The sequence below is a fragment of the Psychromonas sp. KJ10-10 genome (genome assembly GCF_047323245.1).
Taxonomy (GTDB): Bacteria; Pseudomonadota; Gammaproteobacteria; order Enterobacterales; family Psychromonadaceae; genus Psychromonas.
Genome location: NZ_CP178826.1, coordinates 2,183,945 through 2,208,146, shown reverse-complemented (window position 1 = coordinate 2,208,146; position 24,202 = coordinate 2,183,945). Strand labels below are relative to the sequence as shown.

Genomic DNA, 24,202 nt, shown 5'->3' with positions numbered 1-24,202 from the left:
TCATTTATCTGAAAATAATCTGCTTCAAAGAAGACTTAGTTTGTCACTTTTTTGCTCCACAAAACAACAGCAGGATACTTTAAGGATTTATTCTGTGAGCCATAACTCAATCACTAAATCAGGGAAAAGCACTATTAAAAAACGTAATTGTTGAATTTATAAATACAGGCAAGATAAATAAAAAATTTTCATAAGACAGCAATGCCTCATTTCATTAAAAAGGAATCGCACATGTTTATTGGTATCGACCTCGGCACTTCCGGTGTAAAAGTTATTTTACTGGATAAAAATGACGTTATTTTGGGAACACAAACTGTTGCCATCGAGATTTCTCGCCCTCAACCTTTATGGTCAGAACAGGATCCTGAAGCATGGTGGAAAGCAACCGATCAAGCCATTAAAGCTTTAGCTGAAACACTGGATTTATCCAAGGTACAAAGTCTTGCTATCGCTGGGCAAATGCATGGTGCAACACTACTCGACTCAGAAGCTAATGTTCTGCGCCCCGCTATTTTATGGAATGATGGCCGTTGCGCGCAAGAGTGTTTGGAAATAGAAGCCTTAGTAACAAACAGTAGAGAAATAACAGGCAATATTATGATGCCGGGTTTTACTGCGCCAAAATTAAAATGGGTACAAAATCATGAACCTGATTGTTTTAAAAAAATAGCTAAGGTGTTATTACCTAAAGATTATTTAAACTTTCGCTTAACAGGCAACTACGCCTCTGATATGTCTGATGCGGCAGGCACTATGTGGTTAGACGTTAACAACAGAGACTGGAATGATGAGTTACTCCAGGCAACAGGTTTAACACGTGAGCATATGCCTAAGTTATATGAAGGCAATCAAATTACTGGTTATTTGAGCAAATCAATTGCTAAACAATGGGGAATGCCTTGTATTCCTGTTATCGCAGGAGCTGGAGATAATGCGACCGGCGCAATTGGTGTGGGCATTATTAACCCAGGCCAAGCAATGTTGTCTTTAGGTACTTCCGGTGTTTATTTTGCGGTTAGTGATGGTTTCCGTGCTAACCCAGAATCAGCATTACATACTTTTTGTCATGCCCTACCATCAAAATGGCATTCCATGTCAGTCATTTTAAGTGCAGACTTCCTGTTTAAATTGGGTTGCCGAATTAACCGGCGCCAAAGATGTTGCAAGCTTAATTAAAGAAATTGAAAATGAGGCTAGCAGTGATTCTAAGGTTATTTTTCTTCCCTATTTATCCGGTGAACGTACACCACATAATAACCCGGATGCAACGGGTGTGTTCTTTGGTTTAACCCATGAAACTAAACGAGCAGAATTAGGTAAAGCCGTCTTAGAAGGTGTTGCCTTTGCATTAGCAGATGGATTAGATGCATTGCATGCAACGGACGTTGAACCAGAAGAAATCACTTTAATTGGCGGTGGTACTCGTAGTGAATATTGGCGTCAAATGCTCGCTGATATTTTTAATAAGAAACTTGCTTACCGAGCAGGTGGAGATGTTGGCCCTGCATTAGGCGCTGCAAGGCTTGCTCATTTAGGCATTAATCAAGAAGCGATTATTTCTGAGGTTTGTCCTGTTCCGGCATTAATTCAAATGCACTTACCTGATCAACAAAAACACCAAAGTTATGCACTTAAACGTGAGAAGTTTCAGAAAATTTATCAACAATTAAAAGATCTTTTCTAATCATTCTTGGAAATTAATTATCTTATTCAAAGTAGGAAATAACACAATATGACTAACAAATTAAAGCAATTACAAGCTATGACAACGGTTGTTGCAGATACTGGTGATCTTGAAGCAATCATTAAATATCAACCGCAAGATGCCACTACCAATCCTTCATTAATATTACAGGCGCTGCAGAGTAATAAGTATTCACAGATTATCGATGACTCAATCGCTTATGCAAAAAACAACAGTGATAGTAAAGCGCAACAGGTGGTTGATACCTGCGACATGCTTGCAGTTAATATTGGTAAAGAAATTTTAAAAGAAATCCCCGGTCGAATCTCAACTGAAGTTGATGCTCGTCTTTCCTATGATATGGAAAAAAGTGTCAAAAAAGCACGTCAATTAGTAAAAATGTACAACGATGCAGGTATTGGCAATAATAGAATTTTAATCAAACTAGCCTCTACCTGGGAAGGTATTCGTGCTTGCTGAAATCTTAGAAAAAGAAGGCATAAATTGTAATTTAACATTGTTATTCTCTTTTGCTCAAGCACGTGCTTGTGCTGAAGCAGGTGCATACTTAATATCCCCTTTTGTCGGTCGAATTATGGATTGGCATAAGGCTAAGGAAGGAAGAGATTTTCAAGCCTTTGAAGATCCCGGTGTATTATCTGTCAGTAAAATCTATAACTACTACAAAAATCATCAATACGATACGGTTGTGATGGGGGCGAGTTTTCGTAATATCGAAGAAATATTAGAAATTGCAGGTTGTGACCGTTTAACTATCGCACCAAAATTATTGCAAGAATTAGAGAGTTCGACAGGTGAAGTTAAGCGCAAGTTAGCACCTTCAGATATCAAGTTACCTCGCCCTACCTCTATGACTCATGCACAGTTTTTATGGGAACATAATCAAGACCCAATGGCCGTAGAAAAGCTCGCTGAAGGCATACGTAATTTTGCTATCGATCAAGGCAAACTTGAAACCATGATTGAAGCAAAGTTATAAACTTTTAATAAATTGGGGAATCACATGAAACAAAATCAATTAGCAAATGCCATTCGCGCACTCAGTATGGATGCCGTTCAACAAGCAAACTCAGGTCATCCGGGTGCGCCAATGGGCATGGCAGATATTGCTGAAGTACTTTGGCGAGGTCATTTAAATCATAATCCACAAAACCCGCATTGGGCAGATAGAGATCGCTTTGTCCTATCTAACGGGCACGGTTCAATGTTACTCTATTCTTTATTGCATCTTAGTGGTTATGACTTACCCATTGAAGAGTTAAAAAATTTCCGTCAGTTACATTCCAAAACACCAGGTCACCCAGAATTTGGTTATGCACCAGGTATTGAAACGACAACCGGCCCGCTCGGACAAGGCATTGCAAACGCAGTTGGAATGGCAATGGCTGAACGTTCTTTAGCAGAACAATTTAATCAACCTGATCATGAAATCGTTAATCATCATACCTACGCGTTTATGGGTGATGGTTGCCTTATGGAAGGTATCTCTCACGAAGTCTGTTCACTTGCTGGCACGCTTGGCCTTGGTAAATTGATCGTTTTTTGGGACGACAATGGCATTTCCATTGATGGTCATGTTGAAGGCTGGTTTTCAGATGATACACCTAAACGTTTTGAAGCATATGGCTGGCATGTTATAGCCCCCGTTGATGGACATGATACCAAAGCGATTAATAGCGCTATCGAGTTAGCTAAAGCTGAAACAAACAGGCCAACTCTTATTTGTACTAAAACCATTATTGGCTTTGGTTCTCCTAATAAATCAGGTTCTCATGACTGTCATGGCGCACCACTTGGAAAGGAAGAAATTACTGTCGCCCGTGAATTTTTAGATTGGCAATATGCTCCTTTTCAGATCCCAACAGAGATCTATGAAAAATGGGATGCAAAACAATTAGGCGCTAATAAAGAAAGCGCTTGGAATGAAAAGTTCCAAGCCTACCGATCAGTTTATCCAACACTTGCAGAGGAATTTGAACGTCGTTTTAAAGGTTTACTGCCAGCGCAGTGGCAAGAAAAAAGCAACGAAATCATAAATAACCTTCAAGCTAACCCTGCTAATATTGCCTCACGAAAAGCATCACAAAATGCATTGCAAGCATTTGGCCCTATGTTACCTGAGTTAATGGGAGGATCGGCTGATTTAGCTCCTTCAAATTTAACTATATGGTCTGGTTCAAAATCAATCTGTCGTGAAGATTTCTCTGGAAATTATATTCATTATGGCGTTCGTGAATTCGGTATGACCGCTATTATGAATGGGATTGCTTTACATAGTGGTTTCGTTGCTTATGGTGCTACTTTCTTGATGTTCATGGAATATGCGCGTAATGCTATGCGTATGGCGAGCATTAATGAAAATTCAAAATATTCAAGTCTACACGCATGATTCAATCGGCTTAGGTGAAGATGGCCCGACTCATCAACCTGTTGAACAAATTGCATCGCTGAGACTAACACCAAATATGAGTACATGGCGCCCCTGTGATCAGGTCGAAACCGCAGTCGCGTGGAAATTTGCCATAGAACGTAAAAATGGTCCCTGTGCATTGATTTTTTCACGACAAAATTTAGCCCAACAATCGCGCGATAGCGAACAGCTTTCTAACATTAATAAAGGTGGATATATTCTGAGTGATTGTGTTGGTAACCCACAGCTCATTTTGATTGCCACAGGATCTGAAGTCGAACTTGCCATGCAAGCGGCTACAAAACTGACAGAGCAAGGTAAAAAAGTACGTGTTGTTTCCATGCCTTCAACGGATGTATTTGACAAACAAAGCGTAGCTTACCGTGACAGTGTTTTACCAAATGATATCAACGCACGAATTGCCATTGAAGCTGGCATCGCTGATTATTGGTATAAATACGTTGGCTTAAAAGGGAAAGTGATTGGCATGGCAACCTTTGGCGAATCAGCCCCCGCAGAACAACTTTTTGAAATGTTTGGTTTTACCATCGACAACATTTTAGAAAATGCAAATGCGCTGATGGAATAGACCTAAACCCACTTTCCAAAATCTAGTTCCCACGGCCTCCGTGGGAATTCATACTTATCTTACGGTACACCTTGTTTCTATGCATTTCCACGCAGAACGAGGTTACTTTGACGAAACAAAGCAACAAACTCAAAAACATCCAACTGTTTTACTGCGATTATTCTTTAAATACGTTCAATAAAACCTAAAATATTGCTATCTTACTGCGACTATTTTTGTCTCTTAAATAAAACTAAGCATAAAATCGCTCATAACGTGCTAAAGGTATTTCGAAAAGTATGAATTCGCAGTATAAAAAAACACAGCCAATAAATGACTATCAAGGCACGGATATCAAATTAGATGACGTTTGCTTAAATATAGAAGGCAAGGTCATTTTAAATAAGGTTTGTTTATCTGTTAACGTCAAACGCCTGGGAATTCTTGGCCGAAATGGTTCGGGAAAATCGACGTTATCAAGAGTGCTTTCTGGGTTAATCGATGTTACTAGTGGACGAGTTGAAGTCGCAGGTATCAATCCTTTTAAAGCTCGTAAAGCCGCATTACAAGAGATTGGATTACTTTTTCAAAACCCCGATCATCAAATTATTTTTCCAACTGTATTAGAAGAGATCGTATTTGGTTTGCGCCAGATGGGCCAAAAGAAAAAAACAGCAGAAGAAAATGCATTAGTTACCTTAGCAAGTTTTGATAAAGCCCATTGGAAAGATATTCATACTTCTACGCTATCACAGGGTCAAAAACATTTATTGTGTTTGATGGCCGTAGTTGCCATGAAACCAAATTTAATTATTCTTGATGAACCCTTTGCTGGGCTGGACATTCCAACTAAAAAACAATTACAACGTTATTTAGATACTTTCCCTGGAGCATTAATTCATATCAGCCATGATCCCAATGATCTTAATAATTATGATCAATTACTGTGGATTGATGCCGGTGAAATTGTTGCAATCGGTGAGCCTGAAAGTGTTTTACCGGATTATTTAACTCAAATGCATAAAATAGGAGACAGCGATGATATCTCTCACCTCTCCGATTGAAACCGGCGCCCATCATTATAATGCGGGTTTAAAACTGCTACTTTTGTGTCTGATAACACTGGTATTGTTTTTTATCGATAACCTGATTTTCCATAGTCTTTTTTTGGTCTTTGTTGTCACTTTGTATGCTCTGCCAGGAATGCTATTTTTTAAAAGTGGCTTCAAGCACCTAACGGTATTATGGCCATTTATTTTAATTGTCGCTGTTTGGCATTTATGGACAAATGAAATACAGTTAGGCGCAGTAATCCTTATGCGTTTAATATCAGCCGTTGCTTTGGCAAACTTGGTTACCATGACAACAAGACTCTCAGATATGATTGATGTGGTGCGCTTTTTAGCAAGCCCCTTACAACGCTTTGGTATCAACACTAAGGCCTTAGAAATTTCAATTGCCCTAGTGATCCGCATGACACCTGTTTTAATTTCTAAGGGTCAAAGCCTTTCATGGGCTTGGCGTGCCAGAACTAACCGCCGTTTTGGCTGGAAAATTATTTTACCTTTTACCGTACTTGCGCTTGATGATGCTGATCATGTTGCTGAAGCATTACGCGCTCGCGGTGGCCTAACTACAACAACGACAACAACGGAGAAACCTTAAATGGAAAAGAAAATCGCCTATATTGCATTATTTGCAAGCACTCATTGCGACGCTAGGCTTAATACCTAAAATCACACTAAGCTTTGGTGTTCCAATTACCGCACAAGGCCTCGGTATTATGCTTTGTGGCACCATATTAGGCGCTAAACGAGGTGCACTTGCGGTGTTGTTATTTTTGCTTTTAGTGGCAATTGGTTTACCGCTTTTATCCGGTGGGCGTGGCGGTTTAGGTTTGTTTTTCTCAACCACTGGAGGCTTCTTGATTGGCTGGCCAGTAAGTGCTTTTGTGACAGGACTGATTGTTGAAAAATGGCGTAGTGCTTCTATCGCGATAGTGGCAACCATTGCTTCTATTATCGGTGGCATTATTGTTATGTACGCCTTTGGTATTGTTGGTATGGCAATCGTGTTAGAGAAAACATTATTAGAGTCTGCGACCTTGATGACAGTATTTATTCCAGGTGACATTATCAAAACGATTATTGCCGGCCTGTTAACCTCGGCCATTGCTAAGTCTCGTCCTGCGAGTCTTTTATCACGTTCATAAATAGAGAGCATCACTATGCAAGATGTTAGCACGCAGGAAATCTACTTGGCAGGCGGTTGTCTGTGGGGAGTGCAGGAATATATCAAACATTTACCAGGTGTTTTAGAAACTGAGGCTGGCCGAGCTAATGGTACTTCAGATAATACTTTAGGTGATTATGATGGTTATTCAGAATGCGTGCGAACTGTGTTTGATCCTGATTTAGTGTCGATTGAACAATTAATGCTTTTCTTTTTTGAAATCATCGACCCTTATAGCATCAATAAACAAGGCCAAGACACCGGTGAGAAATACCGAACTGGTGTTTATAGCCAAGATAAAAACCACCTAACACAAGCTAAAGCATTTATTGAAAGCAGAGAAGATGCAGACAAGATTGTAGTGGAAGTATTAGCTTTAACCAACTATGTAAAAAGTGACGATGAACATCAAAACCGCCTCACCCGCTGTCCTGATGATTACTGTCATATTCCAGAGAAACTATTACATAAATATAAACAAAAATCGTAATTACTCAGGCCGTAGCTATTTAAGCTTATTTATGAAGTACATCCGTGTACTTCATCGCTACGCGACTAGCTAAAGCTATGCAAATATGTTCCAGACATATTTGTCATCGTTGGAAAATGCTCACAAATTCATCGGGAATGAATTTGAACATCCACAGGATGGCCCGCAGGGCGAAGTACAGGACGTACGGAGTCTTTAAACTACTAAACTGCGCTTTTCCGCCTTGAACTAATCATAAATTGCTTAGCCTTGAGCATTTACAGCCTAATTTATTAAAAATTTCTTTTTTGAAAGAGTGCTAAATAGTTACCAATAATCTTAATTAAGCGAAGAGATTTCCCTTTAAAGAAATAATTAACTAACGCTAACAAGATACTCACTAGCATGAGCAATAATGACACCGCATTTACAACAGGTGTTGCGCCTTCGCGTAGGCGATCGTAAAGGGTAATGGTTATCGGGCTGTCTGAGCCAACTAACATTAAAGTGGTATTAAAGTTTTCAAAGGACATTAGAAAGCTTATCACTGAAGATCCAATAATAGCGGGTAGCAGATAAGGAATGGTGATGGTTCTTATCGCTTCAAACTTTGTTGCCCCTAAACTTAATGCCGCTTCTTCAAGGCTTAAATCGAAATTGCGTAATCTAGCCGCCACAATCAAAGTACAAATAGTGGTAATAAAGGCAAACTGCCCTATCACCACCAATGCCAGTCCTGGCCTTAATAACTCGATATCAATTGCCCAAACTTCATCAAAGTAATTAGCAATAGTAGAACTCATGATTAAAATCGACACCCCCAAAATAACACCGGGAATGACGAGAGGTAACAACATTAAGATGTATAAAATATTTTTTCCGGGAAATGTTTTACGTTCAAATAAAAACGCATTATTGACCGCTAATGATACCGCTAAAACAGTTGTACAACAGGCGACTAAAAAACTCGTACCCACTGATTGATATAACTGACGATCATGAAATAAACCTAATTTAGGTTCTACTTTTGAAAAAACCAATCCCAAGTAAAGCCATTCCAAGGTAACGACGGGAACATGCTGTCATTAAATGCAAACACTGCAACAACCAATAGTGGCGCCATTAGAAAAGTAAAAAATACAAGCGCATATATTTTAAAACTTGATTTAAATAATCTGGACTGAGGTATTGATGGGATCATAAAGCTCTCCTGCTCTTCTAAGACTTAACTATGACATCACTTTACTGAATGATTGACCAGTGAGTTTTAAGCCAAGCCAAACAATTAATGAGGAGATAGTTAATAATAACACGCCAAATGCTGAGCCCTGTTGCCAGTTAAAACGGGTAATAAATTGGGTAAAGATTTGCTCTGTAAACCACAGACTTGATTTGCCTCCGAGTAAAATCGGGGTTAAATAATTACCAAGCGTAAGCATGAATACCACAATACAACCCGATACAATGGCAGGTTTTGCATGGGGCACAACGATCTGCCAAAAAACAGAAAAACCATTTCCTCCTAGGTCATATCCCGCTTCAATATAACTATCATCGAGACTGTCTAAGGTTGATGTTAATGGCACTACCATAAACAACATGCTCGCTATAAACTAAGCCCAACATAATAGTGGCGTCGGTATAAAGGAACTCAATCGGGCCATCTATTAAGCCGATATATTGAAGAAAAGTGCTTATCACACCACTTTCACGTAATAAAATCATCCAGCCATAGGTTCTCGACTAATTCACTGACCCAAAAAGGGATCAAACACATTACTAGTAATAAACCTTTTGCTCGGCCTCTTAACATTTTTGCAATGTAATATGAAATTGGAAAGGCAATTATAAGGGTTAATAAGGTGGCAATGATTGACATAACAGTCGTGCGTAAAAAGTGTTCCAATATAATGGCTCAGTAAAAAATGCAATAAAATGACTAAAACCATATTCATAAACACGTGGAGCGACTCGCTCTTGCAGGGAAATATTTAACATGGTTAATTGTGGCAAAATCACTAATAACACTAACCACAATAAAATAGGACAAAGTAATAGCAATAAGCCTAATTTAAGTGATGTTCGAGAGTGTTTTTTTGCTGTCATTTTCATGAGATTTCAGGCACTTTTAAAAAGGTTTTAACTTGTTTGACTGCAAATGAGATTTGTAATTTATCGCCTTTTTGTAAATGCATAAATTCTGATGTTTGTGGCAATTTGACTTTTATTTCTTCACCACTGGTTAATTCTTCGACCAATAGTTGACTATTAGCACCATCAAATAAAATATTATTAATCTTAATATTTAAGTGATTATGTTGCTGATCTTGATTTGAATTTTGACCAATATAAACAGCCTCAGGGCGAATAAACACTTCTACTTGTGAGCCTATTACCAACACTTTATCGTCAATTTTACTTGTGTATAAGGTTAATCCCGTTGTTGTTTTTACTTTTAAAGCATCGGGTAAAATATCGATAACTTGAGCAGACCAAGTATTGCTATCACCAACAAAGCCCGCTACAAATGCATTTTCTGGCTCATAATATAACTGTTGTGGATCGCCTACCTGTTGAAATTTCCCATGGTTCATAACGGCAACTTGATCACTCATCACCAATGCTTCGGATTGATCATGGGTGATATATACAAAGGTAGTTTCGAATTCTTGCTGAAGTTTTTTTAATTCAACTTTCATGTGTTCACGTAAATTCAGATCTAAGGCACCTAAGGGCTCATCCAGCAATAATACATCCGGATTTAATACTAGGCATCTTGCGATGGCAATACGTTGTTTTTGCCCACCTGATAATTGCGATATTTTTTTATTACCACTACCAGCAAGATTAACCCGCGCTAGTACTTGTTCCACTCTTTGTTTTATCTCAACTTTATTAATGCCTTGTCGATGTAAACCATAAGCGATATTTTCAGCGACATTCATGTTTGGAAAAAGAGCAAGATGCTGGAAAACCATATTTACTGGGCGTTTATTGGGTGCAACACCCGCCATTGATTTACCTTTAATGATGATTTCACCAGATGTGGGATCATCAAAACCGGCAAGCATGCGCAATAAAGTTGTCTTACCACAACCAGATGGACCGAGAATAGAAAAGAAACTGCCTCTTGGTATTTCGAATGAGACATGGTCAACCGCAGTAAAGTCATCAAACTTTCTAACAATATCAGTGCACTGTAAATCAAAATCGATATCTTTGAGCAAATTTATTCCTAAACTAAATTTAAACTGAATAACTGAAACAAGACATAACCGTGATTATGTCTTGTTATTAATAACTTAACAGTTGAAGTTATTTAGCGACTTTAATACGATCTAGGATTTTACCTTCGATCATTTCTAGGCCTGCAGGTACCGGTGGGTACCATTTGATGTTATCAACCGCAACATGCATCAAAACTTGTTTGATATTTAGCGCGTAAAGGAGCATTAACGAATTCATCTGCGCCTTTAGAAGCAGTAAAGTTACCAGCAAGATCCGTGATCATAGCGAGCAACTTTAGGTTGCATTACAAAGTTTATCCATTTGTATGCGACGGCTTTCGTTTTTACTTTTACGAGGTATTGCAAAGGCATCAATCCAACCTAAAGCACCAGATTTAGGCGCAATAAAATTGATTGCTTTATTATCATCGTTTAGTTGCCAACCGCCTGCATCCCAAGCCATAGCCGCCACTGTTTCGCCACTACGCATTAGGTTTTTCATTGCATCGCCACCTGTCCAATAAGCTTTCACATTCGCTTTACAGGCAGTTAATTTTTCTTCAACTTGCATCATGATTTTTTCATATTCAGCCACATCATCGTAAGCGACAAGGGGTCTAATCCCATAGAGAAAGCGAAGGCGATTAAGGTAGGACGTTTTAAACGATAGGTAACTTTTCCGCTATAAGCATCATTACATAAATCACTGTAATCCGTTACATCAGCAGACTTTTTCGGAATTCACGATAAGTCCAGAGGTCCCCCAAACATGTGGAACCCCGTAGGCTTTTCCTTCATACATAGAAGATTTCATTGTCGCATCAAGCATGCTAGCAACAAACAAACTTTTATCTATCTGAGACAAATCAATGGGTTTATAAATATTAAACTCGGCATGTGCGCTAGCGATTCTATCTTGGCTAGGTTGTACTAGGTCAAAACCACCACCACGAGTCGTCGCTAGTTTCGCTATCATATCTTCGTTATTTGATTTTGTTACTTCAACATCGATACCTGTTTCAGCTTTAAACATATCAACAACTTCTTTAGGTGCATAACCACCCCAAGTTAATAAACGTAATGTTTCAGCATTGACTGATTGAGCCGTGACACAAAGGCCAAAACCTACCGCTAATAATGACCTACATTTTGAAATATGCATTATTCTCTCCATAGTTTTAGTTGAATTGAGTTGAGTTGAGTTTAAAAAGTGAGTTCCATCCGTAAGCAAATAAATATAAGTAGTGTTTGTTGCAAAATCATTACAACAGTAACATTAATGAAAAAATAAAGTATACCTAAACTTAAAATGAAAAAACAAGATGTTAAAGGTAACTGTTTTAAACTAAATTAACCTTTTCATTTAACACGTAAGGCTGACGCGATATTAATATTTTTCCTTCTCTGACAGAATACAAAACTTCACCTTGCTTCTGAATAACTTCAACATCATCACCACCTTCTACAATAATAAAGTTGGCTGGTTTGCCTACTTCAATACCATAACGATCTGCGATGTTTAATGTCTTAGCACCATTTATGGTTATCAAATCAAGTGCTGTCATTAAGTCTTCATGTCCGAGCATATGGCAGGAATGCAAACCTGAATCTAAAACACGTAATAATTTTCCATTACCAACGGGATACCATGGGTCTTGAATAGAATCTTGAGCAAAACAGACATTCATACCCGCATCGCGAATTTCTTTTACCCGTGTAATGCCTCGTCGTTTAGGGTAAGTATCAAATCGCCCTTGCAGATGAATACTTTCAGTTGGGCAAGATACAAAGTTAATTTTTGATTTTTTTAATAAACGGAAAAGTTTATAACAGTAGGCATTATTATATGAATGCATCGCTGTAGTATGGCTTGCTGTCACTCGCTCTCCCATATTTTTCTCTAGTGCAGCGGTCGCTAACACTTCAAGAAAACGAGATGCTTCATCGTCGATTTCATCACAATGGATATCCACCAACTTGTTGTGTTTTTCAGCTAAATCCATGATCCATTCAACGGATTGCACACCATACTCTCGGGTGTATTCAAAGTGTGGAATGCCACCAATAACATCAACGCCATGTTGCAGTGATTGCTCCATTAGTTCAGTTCCCTTTGGAAATGACATAATGCCTTCCTGTGGAAATGCCACAATTTGCAGATCGATATAAGGGGCTAATTTTGTTCTTAATGCATTGATAGCCTTTAATGCCACTAGGTCAGGATCAGTAATATCGATATGTGTTCGAACATGTTGAACACCATTTTCAACCAATAATTCTACTGTTTTTAATACTCGTTTTTGTACATCTTCATGACTCAGTAATACTTTACGTTTTGCCCAGATCTCAATGCCTTCAAAAAGCGTCCCACTAGCATTCCACTTAGGTTCACCAGCAGTTAATACTGCATCTAAATGAATATGTGGTTCGACGAAAGGTGCACACATCAGATTACCTTTGGCATCAATAACCTCTGCACTGGATTCAATCAATCCACTTTGCTCTGTAATTGATTCAAACAATCCGTTGCTACAGGTAATGGTAAAATAACCAAGGCTTGCACGTAATCGAGCATTTATAATTTTCATTGATTCTTCCTAGTACGTTATTTATTTAAAACTGTGACAGCTCGGTTAACTTCGATAGAGCAAAGCGTTCTGCTACTAACGCCGTTTGAATACTTAATCTTTGCTGTGCATTATCTAAACTTAAATGGGTATAGCTTTCTATTTTTTGTAATCGATTATTTAATGTATTTCGATGAATATCGAGGGCCTTTGCTGTTTGCCTTAGTTGCCCCATATTTTCAAAGAAACACACTAAGGTTTCCTTTAAAACAATCTTTTGCTTATCGCTACAATCATACAAATCACCTAGGTGCTGTTTGCAAAAATCCTTAAGCAACTTACGATCATCAATTTTTGTAAATATTTGTGAGATGCCTAAACTGTTGTAGTGAACGACCTGACAGCCTTGGTTCGTGGCACAAAACTCAGCACTTTGGTGCGCTTGTGAAGTCGCATCACTAAATTGCTTTAATCCATTCGTCTCACTAATACCAATATCACAGTTAATGCCTTGCCCTTTGATTTGTTCACCTAACCTTTCCCAACGTTTAAAGATATGGTTCACTGAATCATCAGCAATAGGGATACAAAGCAACCAACCGTTGTGATATTCAATTAAAGGTAACTCACAGCCATGTTCTGCAATAAATTTATTAAGTAAAAACTGACAACGAACAAAACCACTCGTTTGATTCAAGCATGGCTTAATAACAGCAACCGATAACAAACTGTTTATATCTATTCCAAGCTCAGTCGCTTTTATTAATGTCATTCTCGAGGGTTGGTCATTTTCCAGCAAATTTTGCATTAACCAGCGCGTCGACTTTTGTTCAAGATGAGCCATCATAATGGCATTTGATAATAGCTCGGTCACTCTTACCATTGGCAACGAATAGGGTTGCTCAAAAACTGGGAAGTCATATTCATCGGCCATTAGCAAAACTTCCTTTGGAATGACGTCTAAATATGGTGATGCTGTTAATATGACCATCCCACTTGCATTTCTATTTTTTGCCGTACGAATTAAATAACGAAAATCCTCAACCTCCCAGCGATAGTTCAAACCAGTCACAAAGATAAGTTCGCCACCTTCTATCCAATTTTCGATATCGGTGTTTTCAGCGATGTATGGCCAGCGAATAATTTTATGTGCACCACGCTGGCCAGCACGTAACTTAATTTGTTCTAATCCGGTAATTTGGGGTAAGGATTCTACTCTTATCATTGCATCATGCGCCTTTTGCAACTTGTGGTTTGAGAGAGGTTACATATAACAACAGCGAATAAGTAAGTGCTGAGACAGCAATACCAACAAGCGGTGCAATCCATGGTGAAAAGTAAGCACAGGCCGAGCCAACAACATAAGCACTAAGACCTATCATGTTATATTCAGGTAGCTCAACCTTGTCTAAAGCCGGCATATCACCACGATATTTAACCCAGTAATCAGTCATGATAATCGCACCAATTGGAGGAATAAAGGTGCCAAGAAGAATAAGGAATGGAATGAGCATATTGTACATTCCCATAATAGCCATCAATGTTCCGATAGCCGCACCAACAATGGTCACTAACCTTCTTTTATCTGTACGTAATATATTACAACCTGCTCGCGGCAAAGTTATAAATGGTATTATCTTGAGTCGTCCAAATATTAACAAACAACATCAACACGGCAACAAGCATAAAACCTTGTGCAACAAGTACATCAACAATATCAGCTTGTTGATAAATTAAAACACCAAAAGCACCGATAAACACCATTAGGCCATTACCAATAAAGAATGCGACAAGTGTACTGATCACCGCAATTTTTCCAGTTTTAGCGAATCGACTCCAATTAGTCGCCTGCGTGCCACCACTAACAAAGGTACCAAAAACAAGGGTAATAGCGGCGACCACAGACATCCCACCAGCTGCAGTTTGATCAATCAGTTCACCAATGCCACCAACATCAACAAGGCCTTTATAGAAAGTCAGACCAATAAAAAACAACATCGCGGGGACTGAAAATTTAGACAACATTTCTAATGCTTTATAACCAATTGAAGCTGTTATACAAAAGCCAAAACCAAACAATACCATCAAAGGCATCGTCCAAGACTCTGGTAATTCAAGTAATTTAACTAGGATAAGCGCAATGGTTGCGGTACCCCAGGCATACCAGCCAATTTGTGTAAAACCTAGGATAACATCGGCAAGCTTACTTCCTTTTTGGCCAAAGCTATAACGTCCAAGTAATACTGTATTAAGGCCTGTTTGACTGGCAACGTAGGCAAGCGACTGCAGAGCATAAATTCCTAACAAAGCATTACCAACAAAAATGATGCCCATTATTTCATAGAAATTAAATGCATTCCCCAGTGCGCCCCCTGCCCACATGGTTGAAGTAAAAAAGTAAAACCTAACAAAACTGACATCGTAGACCATAACCCACGTCTTTGATCTGATGGAACAGCACTTAATGGATAGTCATTTGAATTGCTCATAATATTTCCTTTTTATTAAAATCCCCGATTTTATTCCCTTTACCAATAATATTTCGCTTTGCCCTGTTGTACGAACCAGTAGTTGAACAAAGCATATTGATTGATAATGGGTAACGAGTAAAAACAGTCAATATTTATGCCATTAATCAAATACCTAAAAACAACACTAAAAACTTGGCATTGTAAACATTCACCAAGCAACAAAATGTACCAATCGCACAAATTCATTTAAAGCAGAAAATCACAAAAAATACGGTGCAATTTAATACGCACCAGCATGGCAAGCCAACTCATTATATTGGTGCGTAATTAAAAATATAATGCTTCCATTTACCAGATATAAAGCTCAATTAAGATGGCATAAAGTTTTAAAAGAGAGTGTTCAAAGACTGAGGTGTGGTACTGAGGAGTGGTAGTGAAGGCTGTATTTTTTTAGATGTAAATTAGAAAAATATAACGGCTTATCAATTGCAATGCTTTGCGCAGATAAACCGTTATCATAAAATATTAAAAGGTTAATATTTCAATTTTTTAACTAGGGAAAGCAAAACTTGCGCCCTCGCGAACACCACTTGATGGCCAGCGTTGTGTAATGCTTTTACGTTTAGTGTAAAAACGCACACCATCAGGCCCATAGGCATGTAAATCACCAAATAAGGAACGTTTCCATCCACCAAAGCTATGGTAAGCAACTGGCACAGGCAATGGAACATTGATCCCAACCATACCAACTTCGATATGATCAGAGAAATAACGAGCGGCTTCACCATCACGCGTAAAGATACAAGTACCGTTACCGTATTCGTGATCGTTAATCAGTTGCATTGCTTGTTGCATGGTATCCACGCGGATAACCTGTAACACTGGGCCAAATATTTCAGCTTTGTAACTGTCCATATCAGCCATTACATTATCAATTAAGGTCGCACCAACAAAGTATCCTTTCTCATAACCTTCAACCTTAATGTCTCGACCATCAACAACAACTTTTGCACCTTGTTGCTCAGCACTATCAATAAACCCTATCACCTTTTCTTGATGTTGCTTGCTAATCAATGGTCCAAAATCATTACTGCTATCATCAAAAGCCCCCACACTTAGGTCTTTCATCGCCACGCTCATTTTTTCGATCAATGCATCGGCGTACCTGGTCACCCACAGCAACCGCAACCGATAAAGCCATACAGCGTTCGCCTGATGAACCAAATGCGGCACCTAAAAGTTGATTCACGGCATTATCCATATCGGCATCGGGCATTATAATTGCGTGGTTTTTAGCACCGCCTAAAGCTTGACAGCGTTTACCATTAGCACTTGCGGTACTATAAATAGTTTCTGCAATCGGTGTTGAACCAACAAAACTAACGGCTTTAATACGCTCATCGGTTAATAGTGTATTAACGGTTTCTTTATCGCCATTAACCACATTTAACACACCTTTTGGTAAACCAGCTTCCTGTAATAATTGCGCGATATACAGCGTGGCACTCGGATTACGCTCCGAAGGTTTTAAAATAAAACAGTTACCGCATACGATAGCTAACGGGAACATCCACATTGGCACCATAGCAGGGAAGTTAAAAGGTGTAATACCTGCAACAACCCCTAAAGGTTGAAACTCACTCCAAGAGTCAATGTTAGGGCCAACATTTCTACTGTGTTCTCCTTTTAATAACTCTGGCGCCCCACAGGCATATTCCACGTTTTCTATACCACGTTGTAATTCACCCAGCCGCATCATGCATAATTTTACCGTGCTCTTTACCCAGCAAACGACAAATTTTGTCTCTGTTTTCTTCTAATAACTCTTTAAAACGAAACATGATACGAGCTCGTTTTAAGGGAGGCGTATTGCGCCATTCAGGAAAGGTCGCTTGTGCCGAAGCAAGCGCAAGCTCAACTGTTTCCTTTGATGCAATTGCGACTTGTGTGGCGACTTCGCCAAGTGCAGGATCAAACACATCTTGGCTACGATTATTATCAATTACAATTTCCCCATCTATCAGATGGCCTACTATTTCTGTCATAAATCTCTCCCTATGGCGATCACGCCAATTTATTAAGCTTAAATAATTTCTAAGCAATTTCGTTGAATGTTTCACCTAAAGCATTAATCAAAGAATCTATCTCTTCTTTCTCGCAGGTAAAAGGCAAACCAAGCTGTATAGTCGCCCCGCCATAACGCACATAAAATCCTTTTTTCCACATTTTCATAGCAATTTGATAAGGTCTTAAAGCAGGCTCTCCTGGAAATGATTCAATGGTAAAACCAGCAGACAAAACCATAGTTTCTGATGTCGCTGACATATTTGCACCCTTTCAAGCTATGTACTGCACTTTCAAAATAAGGGCTAAGCGTTTTTACTCTTTCGATAAGTTTTTCTTGTTGCAGAATATCTAAGGCGACTAAACCAGCGAGACAGGCAATTGGATGAGCTGAATAGGTGTAACCATGAGGAAATTCAATCATATATTCAGGACCACTATGCTCCATAAACGTATCATAAATTTCTTGTTTAACAATCACTGCCCCCATCGGCACACAACCATTGGTTAATTGTTTTGCGACATTAATGATATCTGGTGTCACGCCAAAGGCTTCTGCGCCTGTATTTGAACCCATTCGGCCAAAACTACAAATGACTTCATCGAAAATAAGCAAAATATTATTTTCGTCACAAATTTCACGTAAGCGATTTAAATAACCAACTGGTGGAGGAATAACACCGCCAGATCCAGATAACGGCTCAACAATAACAGCGGCAACATTAGAGGCATCATGTAGGGTAATAAGGTCTAATAATTCGTTAGCAAGTTCAGCACCTGCTTTAGGTTGTCCTTGACTAAAAAGATTTTCAGACAGCATAGTATGGCGTAAATGATCCGTTTCGACCGCAGGACCAAATAAGCTTTTATTACCACCAATACCACCAACTGAAATGCCACCAAAATTGGCTCCGTGATAACCTAAGCCACGGCCAATTAACTTGGTTTTACTGGCTAAACCTTTTTTACGCCAATATCCTCTGGCCATTTTTAGTGAAGTTTCTACCGCTTCAGAACCCGATCCTGTATAAAAAACACGATTAAGGCCCTGTGGCATAAAATCTGTAATTTTTTCAGCAAGTTGAAATGACTTAGTATGACCAAATTGAAAACCTGGTGAGTAATCTAAGGTCTTCATTTGTTGGTAAACTGCCTCGGAAATTTCTTCTCGGCCGTGTCCTAACCCACAGCACCAAAGTCCAGATAGCCCATCAAATATTTTTCGTCCCTCTGCATCGGTATAATATTTACCCTGTGCAGAAGTGATAATACGCGGATCTTTTTTAAACTCGCGATTACCGGTATAGGGCATCCAGTGTGTATCAAGTTGATTTTGGGTTAGCTGATTACTTGTAAATTGACTATTCATATTCCGCCTCATAAAACACAAGGTAAACACGTAGTTAACCTTGTATTAAAATTCCATTTATTAAAGAAATTAAATGTCCTATCCAAGCCCGCAAAGCCAAAACATTGAATGAACATTTACACTTAATACTGTCGCTTAAACTTCTTTATGGGGATTACGTGAATCTTGAGTCCAGTTCATATATGGCTGGCCAGCACTGCGTTCATCCATAGTGATACAGTCATCAACAGGACAGGTGATTTCACATAAATTACAGCCAACACACTCCTCCTCAATCACTTCAAAACTATTTGTTCCATCATCACAGGCAGTGACATTTATCGCTTGATGTGATGTATCTTCACAGGCTTGGTAACAACGCCCACAACCAATACATTTATCTTCATCAATACTCGCGACAACCTTGTAATTCATATTTAGGTATTTCCAGTCCGTAGTATTTGGAACCGCTAAACCTTGAAAATCTTCAATCGATTTGTACCCTTTACTGTCCATCCAATTAGAAAGACCCTCTTGCATTTCTTTAACAATGTTAAAGCCGTATATCATGGTGACGGTACACACTTGTACCGATCCAGATCCTAATGCAATAAACTCAGCGGCATCCTTCCAGTTACCAATTCCGCCAATACCAGATATTGGTATGCCAGCTGTTTCAGGGTCACGGGAAATCTCGCCAACCATATTTAAAGCAATAGGTTTTACCGCTGGACCACAATAACCACCATGGGTACTTTTTCCATCTACGATAGGACGCGCAACCATATTATCGAGATCAATACCGGTAATAGAATTGATTGTATTAATCAATGAAACTGCATCTGCACCACCATTTTTAGGCGCACGAGCAGGTGCTCGAATATCAGTAATATTAGGTGTTAGCTTAACGATAACCGGCATATTGCTATGGGTTTTACACCATTTAGTCACCATTTCTACATATTCTGGCACTTGCCCAACTGCCGCTCCCATACCTCGTTCGGGCATGCCATGTGGACAACCAAAGTTAAGCTCAATACCATCGGCACCGGTTTCTTCTACTAGCTTCAGGGTGGTTTTCCATATTTCTTCTTCACAGGGCAACATCAATGAAACCACTAATGCGCGGTCTGGCCATCTTTGTTTTACTTCTGTAATTTCACGTAAATTAATTTCTAAACTACGGTCAGTGATTAACTCAATGTTATTAAAACCTGCAACTTCACCATTGTGATCGTAAAGTGCTGAATAACGTGAGGATACATTTACCGCGACAGGATCTTCACCTAAGGTTTTCCAAACAACACCGCCCCAGCCAGCTTCATAAGCACGCTCGACGTTATACGCTTTATCTGTTGGTGGCGCCGAAGCTAACCAAAATGGGTTGGGAGATTTAATTCCTGCGAATTCAATTGATAAATCAGCCATATTATTTTCCTCCAAAGCATTAAGCTCTTGTTGAATAGCCAATGCGGCTAACTTTCCTTGTTGAACAGCTTCCACGGTGAGGTCTTGGCCCACACCGGTACAATCACCACCAGCAAAAACCATATCGATACTGGTAAGCTGATTTTGGAATGTGGTTATTTTTCCATTGCTGATCGTTGGTATCAGTTGTTCTGTTTCTGGGTAACTCATTTTTTGTCCAACGGCTTTAAATACAGCACTACAATCGATATCAAATTGTTCGGGGCTCGCTTTAAGTTTTCCATCTTCTAAATAAGTTTTACTAAAGGTCAGGCTTTTCAACTTATCATCAGCATCAAGATTGATCTTTTCCGGTTGACTCCAGGTCTTAATTCTTACTTGATGATTTTTAGCAATCTGTTGTTCATGGCCCGTCGCACTCATATGCTCTTCACCACGACGGTAAACTAAAGTAACTTCTTCAGTCCCTAAGCGTTTTAACTGACAAGCAATATCAATTGCCGTGTTTCCTGCACCAATCACAATTGCACTGTCTTTAGGGATCATTAAGTGGTCTAAATCTGTCGCTTGTCGTAACTCTTTGATGTAATCAACAGAATTAATCACCATGTCGTTATCTTCGTTAGCTAATCTTAATGAAGCTGTATCTTGTAAACCTATGCTCAAAAATACGGCATCAAAGTCTTCTTTTAACTTCTCTAAACTAATATCTTTACCTAAAGCGGTATCGCAATGTAAGGTAATACCACCGATACTTAAGATAAAATCAACTTCTTTTTGGGCAAAATTTTCAGTTAATTTATATTTAGCTATACCATATTCATTTAACCCACCCGCTTTAGATTGCGCTTCAAAAACCTCTACTTCATTACCTAATAATGATAAACGGTGTGCACAACTCAACCCCGCAGGACCCGCTCCCACAACAGCAATTTTCTTACCTGTTGATGCTTGCTCTTTGGAAAGGATGCCCTTTAAATTCAGCATTGTCCGTTGCGTGTCGTTGCAATAAACCAATTTTAACCGGCGCTTTCTCTTCTTCTTTGTTTCTCACACAGGCTTGTTCACACAAGATTTCTGTCGGACAAACTCTGGCACAACTGCCTCCCATAATATTTTCTTGATAAATGGTCTTAGCGAGCACCTGTTAAATCATCAGCATGAATACTTGCAATAAAGCTAGGAATATTTATTTTTGAAGGACAAGCCTTAATACAAGGTGCGTCATAACAGTAATAACATCGAGAACTTTCAATCCCTGCCTGGCGCGCACTTAGGGCAGGATTAATATCCTTAAACATCTGGTCTAGTGCGAGTTGTTGCTTTGAATAGCCTTCGGCCTTTTCTATACTAGTTATCACCATGGTATCTCCTTATTTATTACCAATAACCTGCCTGAGTCACTTTCAGTTGATACTTAGTCATTGCAATCATCAGGCCACATCCTGACCGCGGGGTCAGGAATGTTTTGTATTTTAATTGTTCAATCAGTAACCTTTTGTTTTGTAATGAATAAAATAAAACATAAACTTAAAAAAATTTATTTATGAAATAATTTAATGGAGATAGCACTACGTAAGATTATAAAAGTATGGGATAATAACGCACCATCCAAGGGCAGTTGCGACATGAGAGTGCAGAGAAATCAGACATGACAAAAAAAGAAAGAGCAAACGTTAAACCTCGTAAATCAGCTGATATTCGCCAAAAAAACTTAGAAACGATCCTATTTGTTGCAGAACAACGTTTTGCTCAATATGGTTATAACGGCACTAGTATTTCTTCAATAGCAGAACAGGCCGAATTACCAAAAGCTAATATCCTCTACTACTTCAAAACCAAAGAAGCTTTATATAAAGGAGTATTAAGTAAATTATTAGTTATTTGGATGGATCAGATGGATGATATGGATCCTGACAAGCATCCCCGTGACGCCCTTCGCCATTATATATTGCAAAAGATGAAACAATCTAAAGAACACCCTAACGCATCACGTATCTTTCTCTGCAGAGATCCTTCATGGAGCGCCATATTTAAAAGAACAGCTTCAAACTGATTTAAAAGAACAGTTTGTTAAAACTTGCCAAGTATTTAGAGTGTGGATAGCAAAACAGTGGATGGACCCAATCAACCCTGAACACCTTTTATTTATGATTTGGTCTTCCACTCAAGCCTATGCAGACTATGCATTACAAAGTAGTTTATTAATGGATAAAGCGGCACTTGAGGATGATGATTTTGAAGCAGGTGTTGAGCTGATAACCCGCTTAGTTTTAAAGGGGTGTGGTATTAATTTATTGTAAATTTGTAATTACTTAGGTTGTCGCTATTTAATGTTAATCACCCACTTTAACGCTTGATGCAAAGTGGGCAATAAACCTACTAATTAAACAACATATTGCTAAACAGCTTCAGCCATCGTAAGCATCGCATTTAATAATACTGAACAACCTGCCTCACATTCTTCTTGAGTTGTACTTTCAATTTCATTATGACTAATACCATTTAGGCAAGGTGTGAAAATCATGCTAGTTGGAGCAAAGTCTGATACATAGCAGGCATCATGTCCAGCACCTGCGATAATATCCATATGACTATAACCTAAAGCAACAGTCGCCTTGCGTACAGCATCTATGCAGGCACTATCAAAGTGGATAGGTTCATAATACCAGAAAGGGTCTAAATCAATTTCAACGCCTTGCTTTTCTATTTCCGTCACGGCGGCTTTTAATTCCGCATCCATTAAAGTTAATTCTTCATCGATAGGATGGCGCAAATCAATACTCATGGAAATTTCACCAGGAATGGTATTTCGAGAATTAGGTAAGACTTGCATAAAACCAACCGTTCCGCACCCTGGAGGGTGAGCCTTGGCAATCTCTTCTACTTTTAATACCAGTTGTGAGCTGGCAATTAATGCATCATTACGTAAATGCATAGGTGTTGTACCCGCGTGTGACTCACGCCCTTTTAATTTCGCATTAAACCAACGTTGACCTTGCCCACCAGTTACGACACCAATTTCTTTTTCTTCTGCTTCTAAATAAGGCCCTTGCTCGATGTGAGTTTCAAAAAAGCATGGAAAGCTCGCCCTGTTACCGGATAAGAGCCTGCAAAGCCAATACGTTCTAACTCGTCACCTAAACGTAAACCATCCACGTCAGTTGTATCTAAAATTTCCTCTAAGGTAAAACGGCCAGAGACAACACCAGAGCCCATCATAGCAGGTGCAAATCGTGAGCCCTCTTCATTAGTCCAAACTGAAATTTCAACAGGATGCTTGGTTTTAATACCATGATCATTAAGAGAACGAACTACCTCTAAACCCGCTAACACACCAAATACACCATCAAACTTACCACCTGAAGGTTGCGTATCAAGATGACTGCCGGTACCGACAGGCGGAAGGCTCATATCCTCACCAGGCCGAGTACACAAAATATTTCCCACTGCATCAACTTCAACTGAACAGCCTGCTTCTTCTGCCCAGCTAATATATAATTCACGGCCTTGTTTATCTAAATCCGTTAACGCTAAACGACGACAGCCCCCTTTTGCTGTGGCACCAATTTTTGCCATTTGCATTAAACTATCCCACAGGCGATCACTATTAATTTTTAAAGCTTCCATGATTGACTCCACTAAAGGCGAATTAATTTACTAATTAATCTCAAACGAGAAAAGAAAACGACATTTCTAAATGGCTTTAATAT

Annotated in this window: 22 protein-coding genes and 5 pseudogenes; 9 read left to right on the top strand and 18 right to left on the bottom strand. The window is 39.0% G+C overall.

Annotation, left to right across the window (positions count from 1 at the left end; translation table 11 throughout):
• The first annotated feature begins 231 nt into the window (after positions 1-231).
• The 7 genes and pseudogenes from xylB to ACLKMH_RS12790 all read left to right on the top strand — a co-directional run bounded on the left by xylB (position 232) and on the right by ACLKMH_RS12790 (position 7,405).
• A pseudogene (xylB, locus tag ACLKMH_RS12820) lies at positions 232-1,684 on the top strand (xylulokinase).
• Positions 1,685-1,732: 48 nt separating this feature from the next.
• A pseudogene (tal, locus tag ACLKMH_RS12815) lies at positions 1,733-2,684 on the top strand (transaldolase).
• A 24-nt stretch (positions 2,685-2,708) separates the two neighbouring features.
• A pseudogene (tkt, locus tag ACLKMH_RS12810) lies at positions 2,709-4,704 on the top strand (transketolase).
• Between the two features lie 278 nt (positions 4,705-4,982).
• Entirely contained in the window at positions 4,983-5,747 is a 765-nt protein-coding gene (locus ACLKMH_RS12805; RefSeq protein ID WP_413698525.1) for an energy-coupling factor ABC transporter ATP-binding protein, read from the top strand.
• The gene (locus ACLKMH_RS12800) at positions 5,722-6,348 is read left to right on the top strand and encodes a CbiQ family ECF transporter T component (RefSeq protein ID WP_413698524.1); all 627 of its coding nucleotides are present in this window, start codon (positions 5,722-5,724) and stop codon (positions 6,346-6,348) included. Before ACLKMH_RS12805 ends, ACLKMH_RS12800 begins: the two co-directional genes overlap by 26 nt.
• A gap of 22 nt (positions 6,349-6,370) precedes the next feature.
• On the top strand, positions 6,371-6,895 hold the full coding sequence (locus tag ACLKMH_RS12795) for a biotin transporter BioY (protein ID WP_413698523.1): 525 nt from the start codon (positions 6,371-6,373) through the stop codon (positions 6,893-6,895).
• A 15-nt stretch (positions 6,896-6,910) separates the two neighbouring features.
• Positions 6,911-7,405 carry a peptide-methionine (S)-S-oxide reductase gene (locus ACLKMH_RS12790; protein WP_413698522.1) on the top strand — a complete coding sequence of 165 codons (495 nt, stop codon included), beginning with the start codon at positions 6,911-6,913 and terminating at the stop codon, positions 7,403-7,405.
• A gap of 272 nt (positions 7,406-7,677) precedes the next feature.
• Here the strand turns inward: ACLKMH_RS12790 and ACLKMH_RS12785 are convergent, their stop codons facing one another.
• The 16 genes and pseudogenes from ACLKMH_RS12785 to ACLKMH_RS12710 all read right to left on the bottom strand — a co-directional run bounded on the left by ACLKMH_RS12785 (position 7,678) and on the right by ACLKMH_RS12710 (position 21,853).
• Positions 7,678-8,430 (bottom strand): ABC transporter permease, encoded by a 753-nt coding sequence (locus ACLKMH_RS12785; protein ID WP_413698521.1) that lies wholly within the window; start codon positions 8,428-8,430, stop codon positions 7,678-7,680.
• 183 nt (positions 8,431-8,613) lie between these two features.
• Positions 8,614-8,970 (bottom strand): ABC transporter permease, encoded by a 357-nt coding sequence (locus ACLKMH_RS12780; protein WP_413698520.1) that lies wholly within the window; start codon positions 8,968-8,970, stop codon positions 8,614-8,616.
• Positions 8,936-9,109 (bottom strand): hypothetical protein, encoded by a 174-nt coding sequence (locus ACLKMH_RS12775; protein WP_413698519.1) that lies wholly within the window; start codon positions 9,107-9,109, stop codon positions 8,936-8,938. The genes ACLKMH_RS12780 and ACLKMH_RS12775 overlap by 35 nt, the downstream gene beginning before the upstream one ends.
• Before the next feature lie 129 nt (positions 9,110-9,238).
• Positions 9,239-9,496 carry a hypothetical protein gene (locus ACLKMH_RS12770; RefSeq protein WP_413698518.1) on the bottom strand — a complete coding sequence of 86 codons (258 nt, stop codon included), beginning with the start codon at positions 9,494-9,496 and terminating at the stop codon, positions 9,239-9,241.
• On the bottom strand, positions 9,493-10,611 hold the full coding sequence (locus ACLKMH_RS12765) for an ABC transporter ATP-binding protein (protein ID WP_413698517.1): 1,119 nt from the start codon (positions 10,609-10,611) through the stop codon (positions 9,493-9,495). Before ACLKMH_RS12765 ends, ACLKMH_RS12770 begins: the two co-directional genes overlap by 4 nt.
• A 295-nt stretch (positions 10,612-10,906) precedes the next feature.
• Positions 10,907-11,185 (bottom strand): extracellular solute-binding protein, encoded by a 279-nt coding sequence (locus ACLKMH_RS12760; RefSeq protein ID WP_413698516.1) that lies wholly within the window; start codon positions 11,183-11,185, stop codon positions 10,907-10,909.
• A 147-nt stretch (positions 11,186-11,332) separates the two neighbouring features.
• Entirely contained in the window at positions 11,333-11,773 is a 441-nt protein-coding gene (locus tag ACLKMH_RS12755; RefSeq protein ID WP_413698515.1) for an extracellular solute-binding protein, read from the bottom strand.
• A 178-nt stretch (positions 11,774-11,951) separates the two neighbouring features.
• On the bottom strand, positions 11,952-13,199 hold the full coding sequence (gene codA / locus ACLKMH_RS12750; RefSeq protein ID WP_413698514.1) for a cytosine deaminase: 1,248 nt from the start codon (positions 13,197-13,199) through the stop codon (positions 11,952-11,954).
• Between the two features lie 25 nt (positions 13,200-13,224).
• Complete coding sequence (locus ACLKMH_RS12745; protein ID WP_413698513.1) at positions 13,225-14,403, bottom strand: PucR family transcriptional regulator; 1,179 nt, start codon at positions 14,401-14,403, stop codon at positions 13,225-13,227.
• Between the two features lie 4 nt (positions 14,404-14,407).
• Positions 14,408-14,749: a hypothetical protein gene (locus ACLKMH_RS12740; protein WP_413698512.1), complete on the bottom strand. Its 342-nt coding sequence runs from the start codon at positions 14,747-14,749 to the stop codon at positions 14,408-14,410.
• 28 nt (positions 14,750-14,777) lie between these two features.
• A complete protein-coding gene (codB, locus tag ACLKMH_RS12735; RefSeq protein WP_413698511.1) occupies positions 14,778-15,608 on the bottom strand; it encodes a cytosine permease in 831 nt (276 codons plus the stop codon).
• A 590-nt stretch (positions 15,609-16,198) separates the two neighbouring features.
• Positions 16,199-17,694: pseudogene (locus ACLKMH_RS12730) on the bottom strand (CoA-acylating methylmalonate-semialdehyde dehydrogenase).
• Between the two features lie 49 nt (positions 17,695-17,743).
• Positions 17,744-19,082, bottom strand: a pseudogene (locus ACLKMH_RS12725) (aspartate aminotransferase family protein).
• A gap of 135 nt (positions 19,083-19,217) precedes the next feature.
• Positions 19,218-21,476 carry an NAD-dependent dihydropyrimidine dehydrogenase subunit PreA gene (preA, locus tag ACLKMH_RS12720; protein WP_413698510.1) on the bottom strand — a complete coding sequence of 753 codons (2,259 nt, stop codon included), beginning with the start codon at positions 21,474-21,476 and terminating at the stop codon, positions 19,218-19,220.
• A complete protein-coding gene (locus tag ACLKMH_RS12715) occupies positions 21,427-21,633 on the bottom strand; it encodes a hypothetical protein (RefSeq protein WP_413698509.1) in 207 nt (68 codons plus the stop codon). The genes preA and ACLKMH_RS12715 overlap by 50 nt, the downstream gene beginning before the upstream one ends.
• Positions 21,623-21,853, bottom strand: coding sequence for a hypothetical protein (locus ACLKMH_RS12710; protein ID WP_413698508.1), 231 nt, complete (start codon positions 21,851-21,853; stop codon positions 21,623-21,625). The genes ACLKMH_RS12715 and ACLKMH_RS12710 overlap by 11 nt, the downstream gene beginning before the upstream one ends.
• Before the next feature lie 287 nt (positions 21,854-22,140).
• Here ACLKMH_RS12710 and ACLKMH_RS12705 point away from each other — a divergent pair, with 287 nt between their 5' ends.
• Entirely contained in the window at positions 22,141-22,545 is a 405-nt protein-coding gene (locus tag ACLKMH_RS12705; RefSeq protein ID WP_413698507.1) for a TetR family transcriptional regulator, read from the top strand.
• On the top strand, positions 22,502-22,792 hold the full coding sequence (locus ACLKMH_RS12700) for a TetR family transcriptional regulator C-terminal domain-containing protein (protein WP_413702339.1): 291 nt from the start codon (positions 22,502-22,504) through the stop codon (positions 22,790-22,792). Before ACLKMH_RS12705 ends, ACLKMH_RS12700 begins: the two co-directional genes overlap by 44 nt.
• A 98-nt stretch (positions 22,793-22,890) precedes the next feature.
• Here the strand turns inward: ACLKMH_RS12700 and ACLKMH_RS12695 are convergent, their stop codons facing one another.
• Together ACLKMH_RS12695 and ACLKMH_RS12690 are read right to left on the bottom strand one after the other, a co-directional pair.
• Positions 22,891-23,550, bottom strand: a complete 660-nt coding sequence (locus ACLKMH_RS12695; protein ID WP_413702338.1) for a hydantoinase/carbamoylase family amidase — start codon at positions 23,548-23,550, stop codon at positions 22,891-22,893.
• Complete coding sequence (locus tag ACLKMH_RS12690) at positions 23,529-24,119, bottom strand: M20/M25/M40 family metallo-hydrolase (protein ID WP_413698506.1); 591 nt, start codon at positions 24,117-24,119, stop codon at positions 23,529-23,531. The genes ACLKMH_RS12695 and ACLKMH_RS12690 overlap by 22 nt, the downstream gene beginning before the upstream one ends.
• Positions 24,120-24,202: the final 83 nt, after the last annotated feature.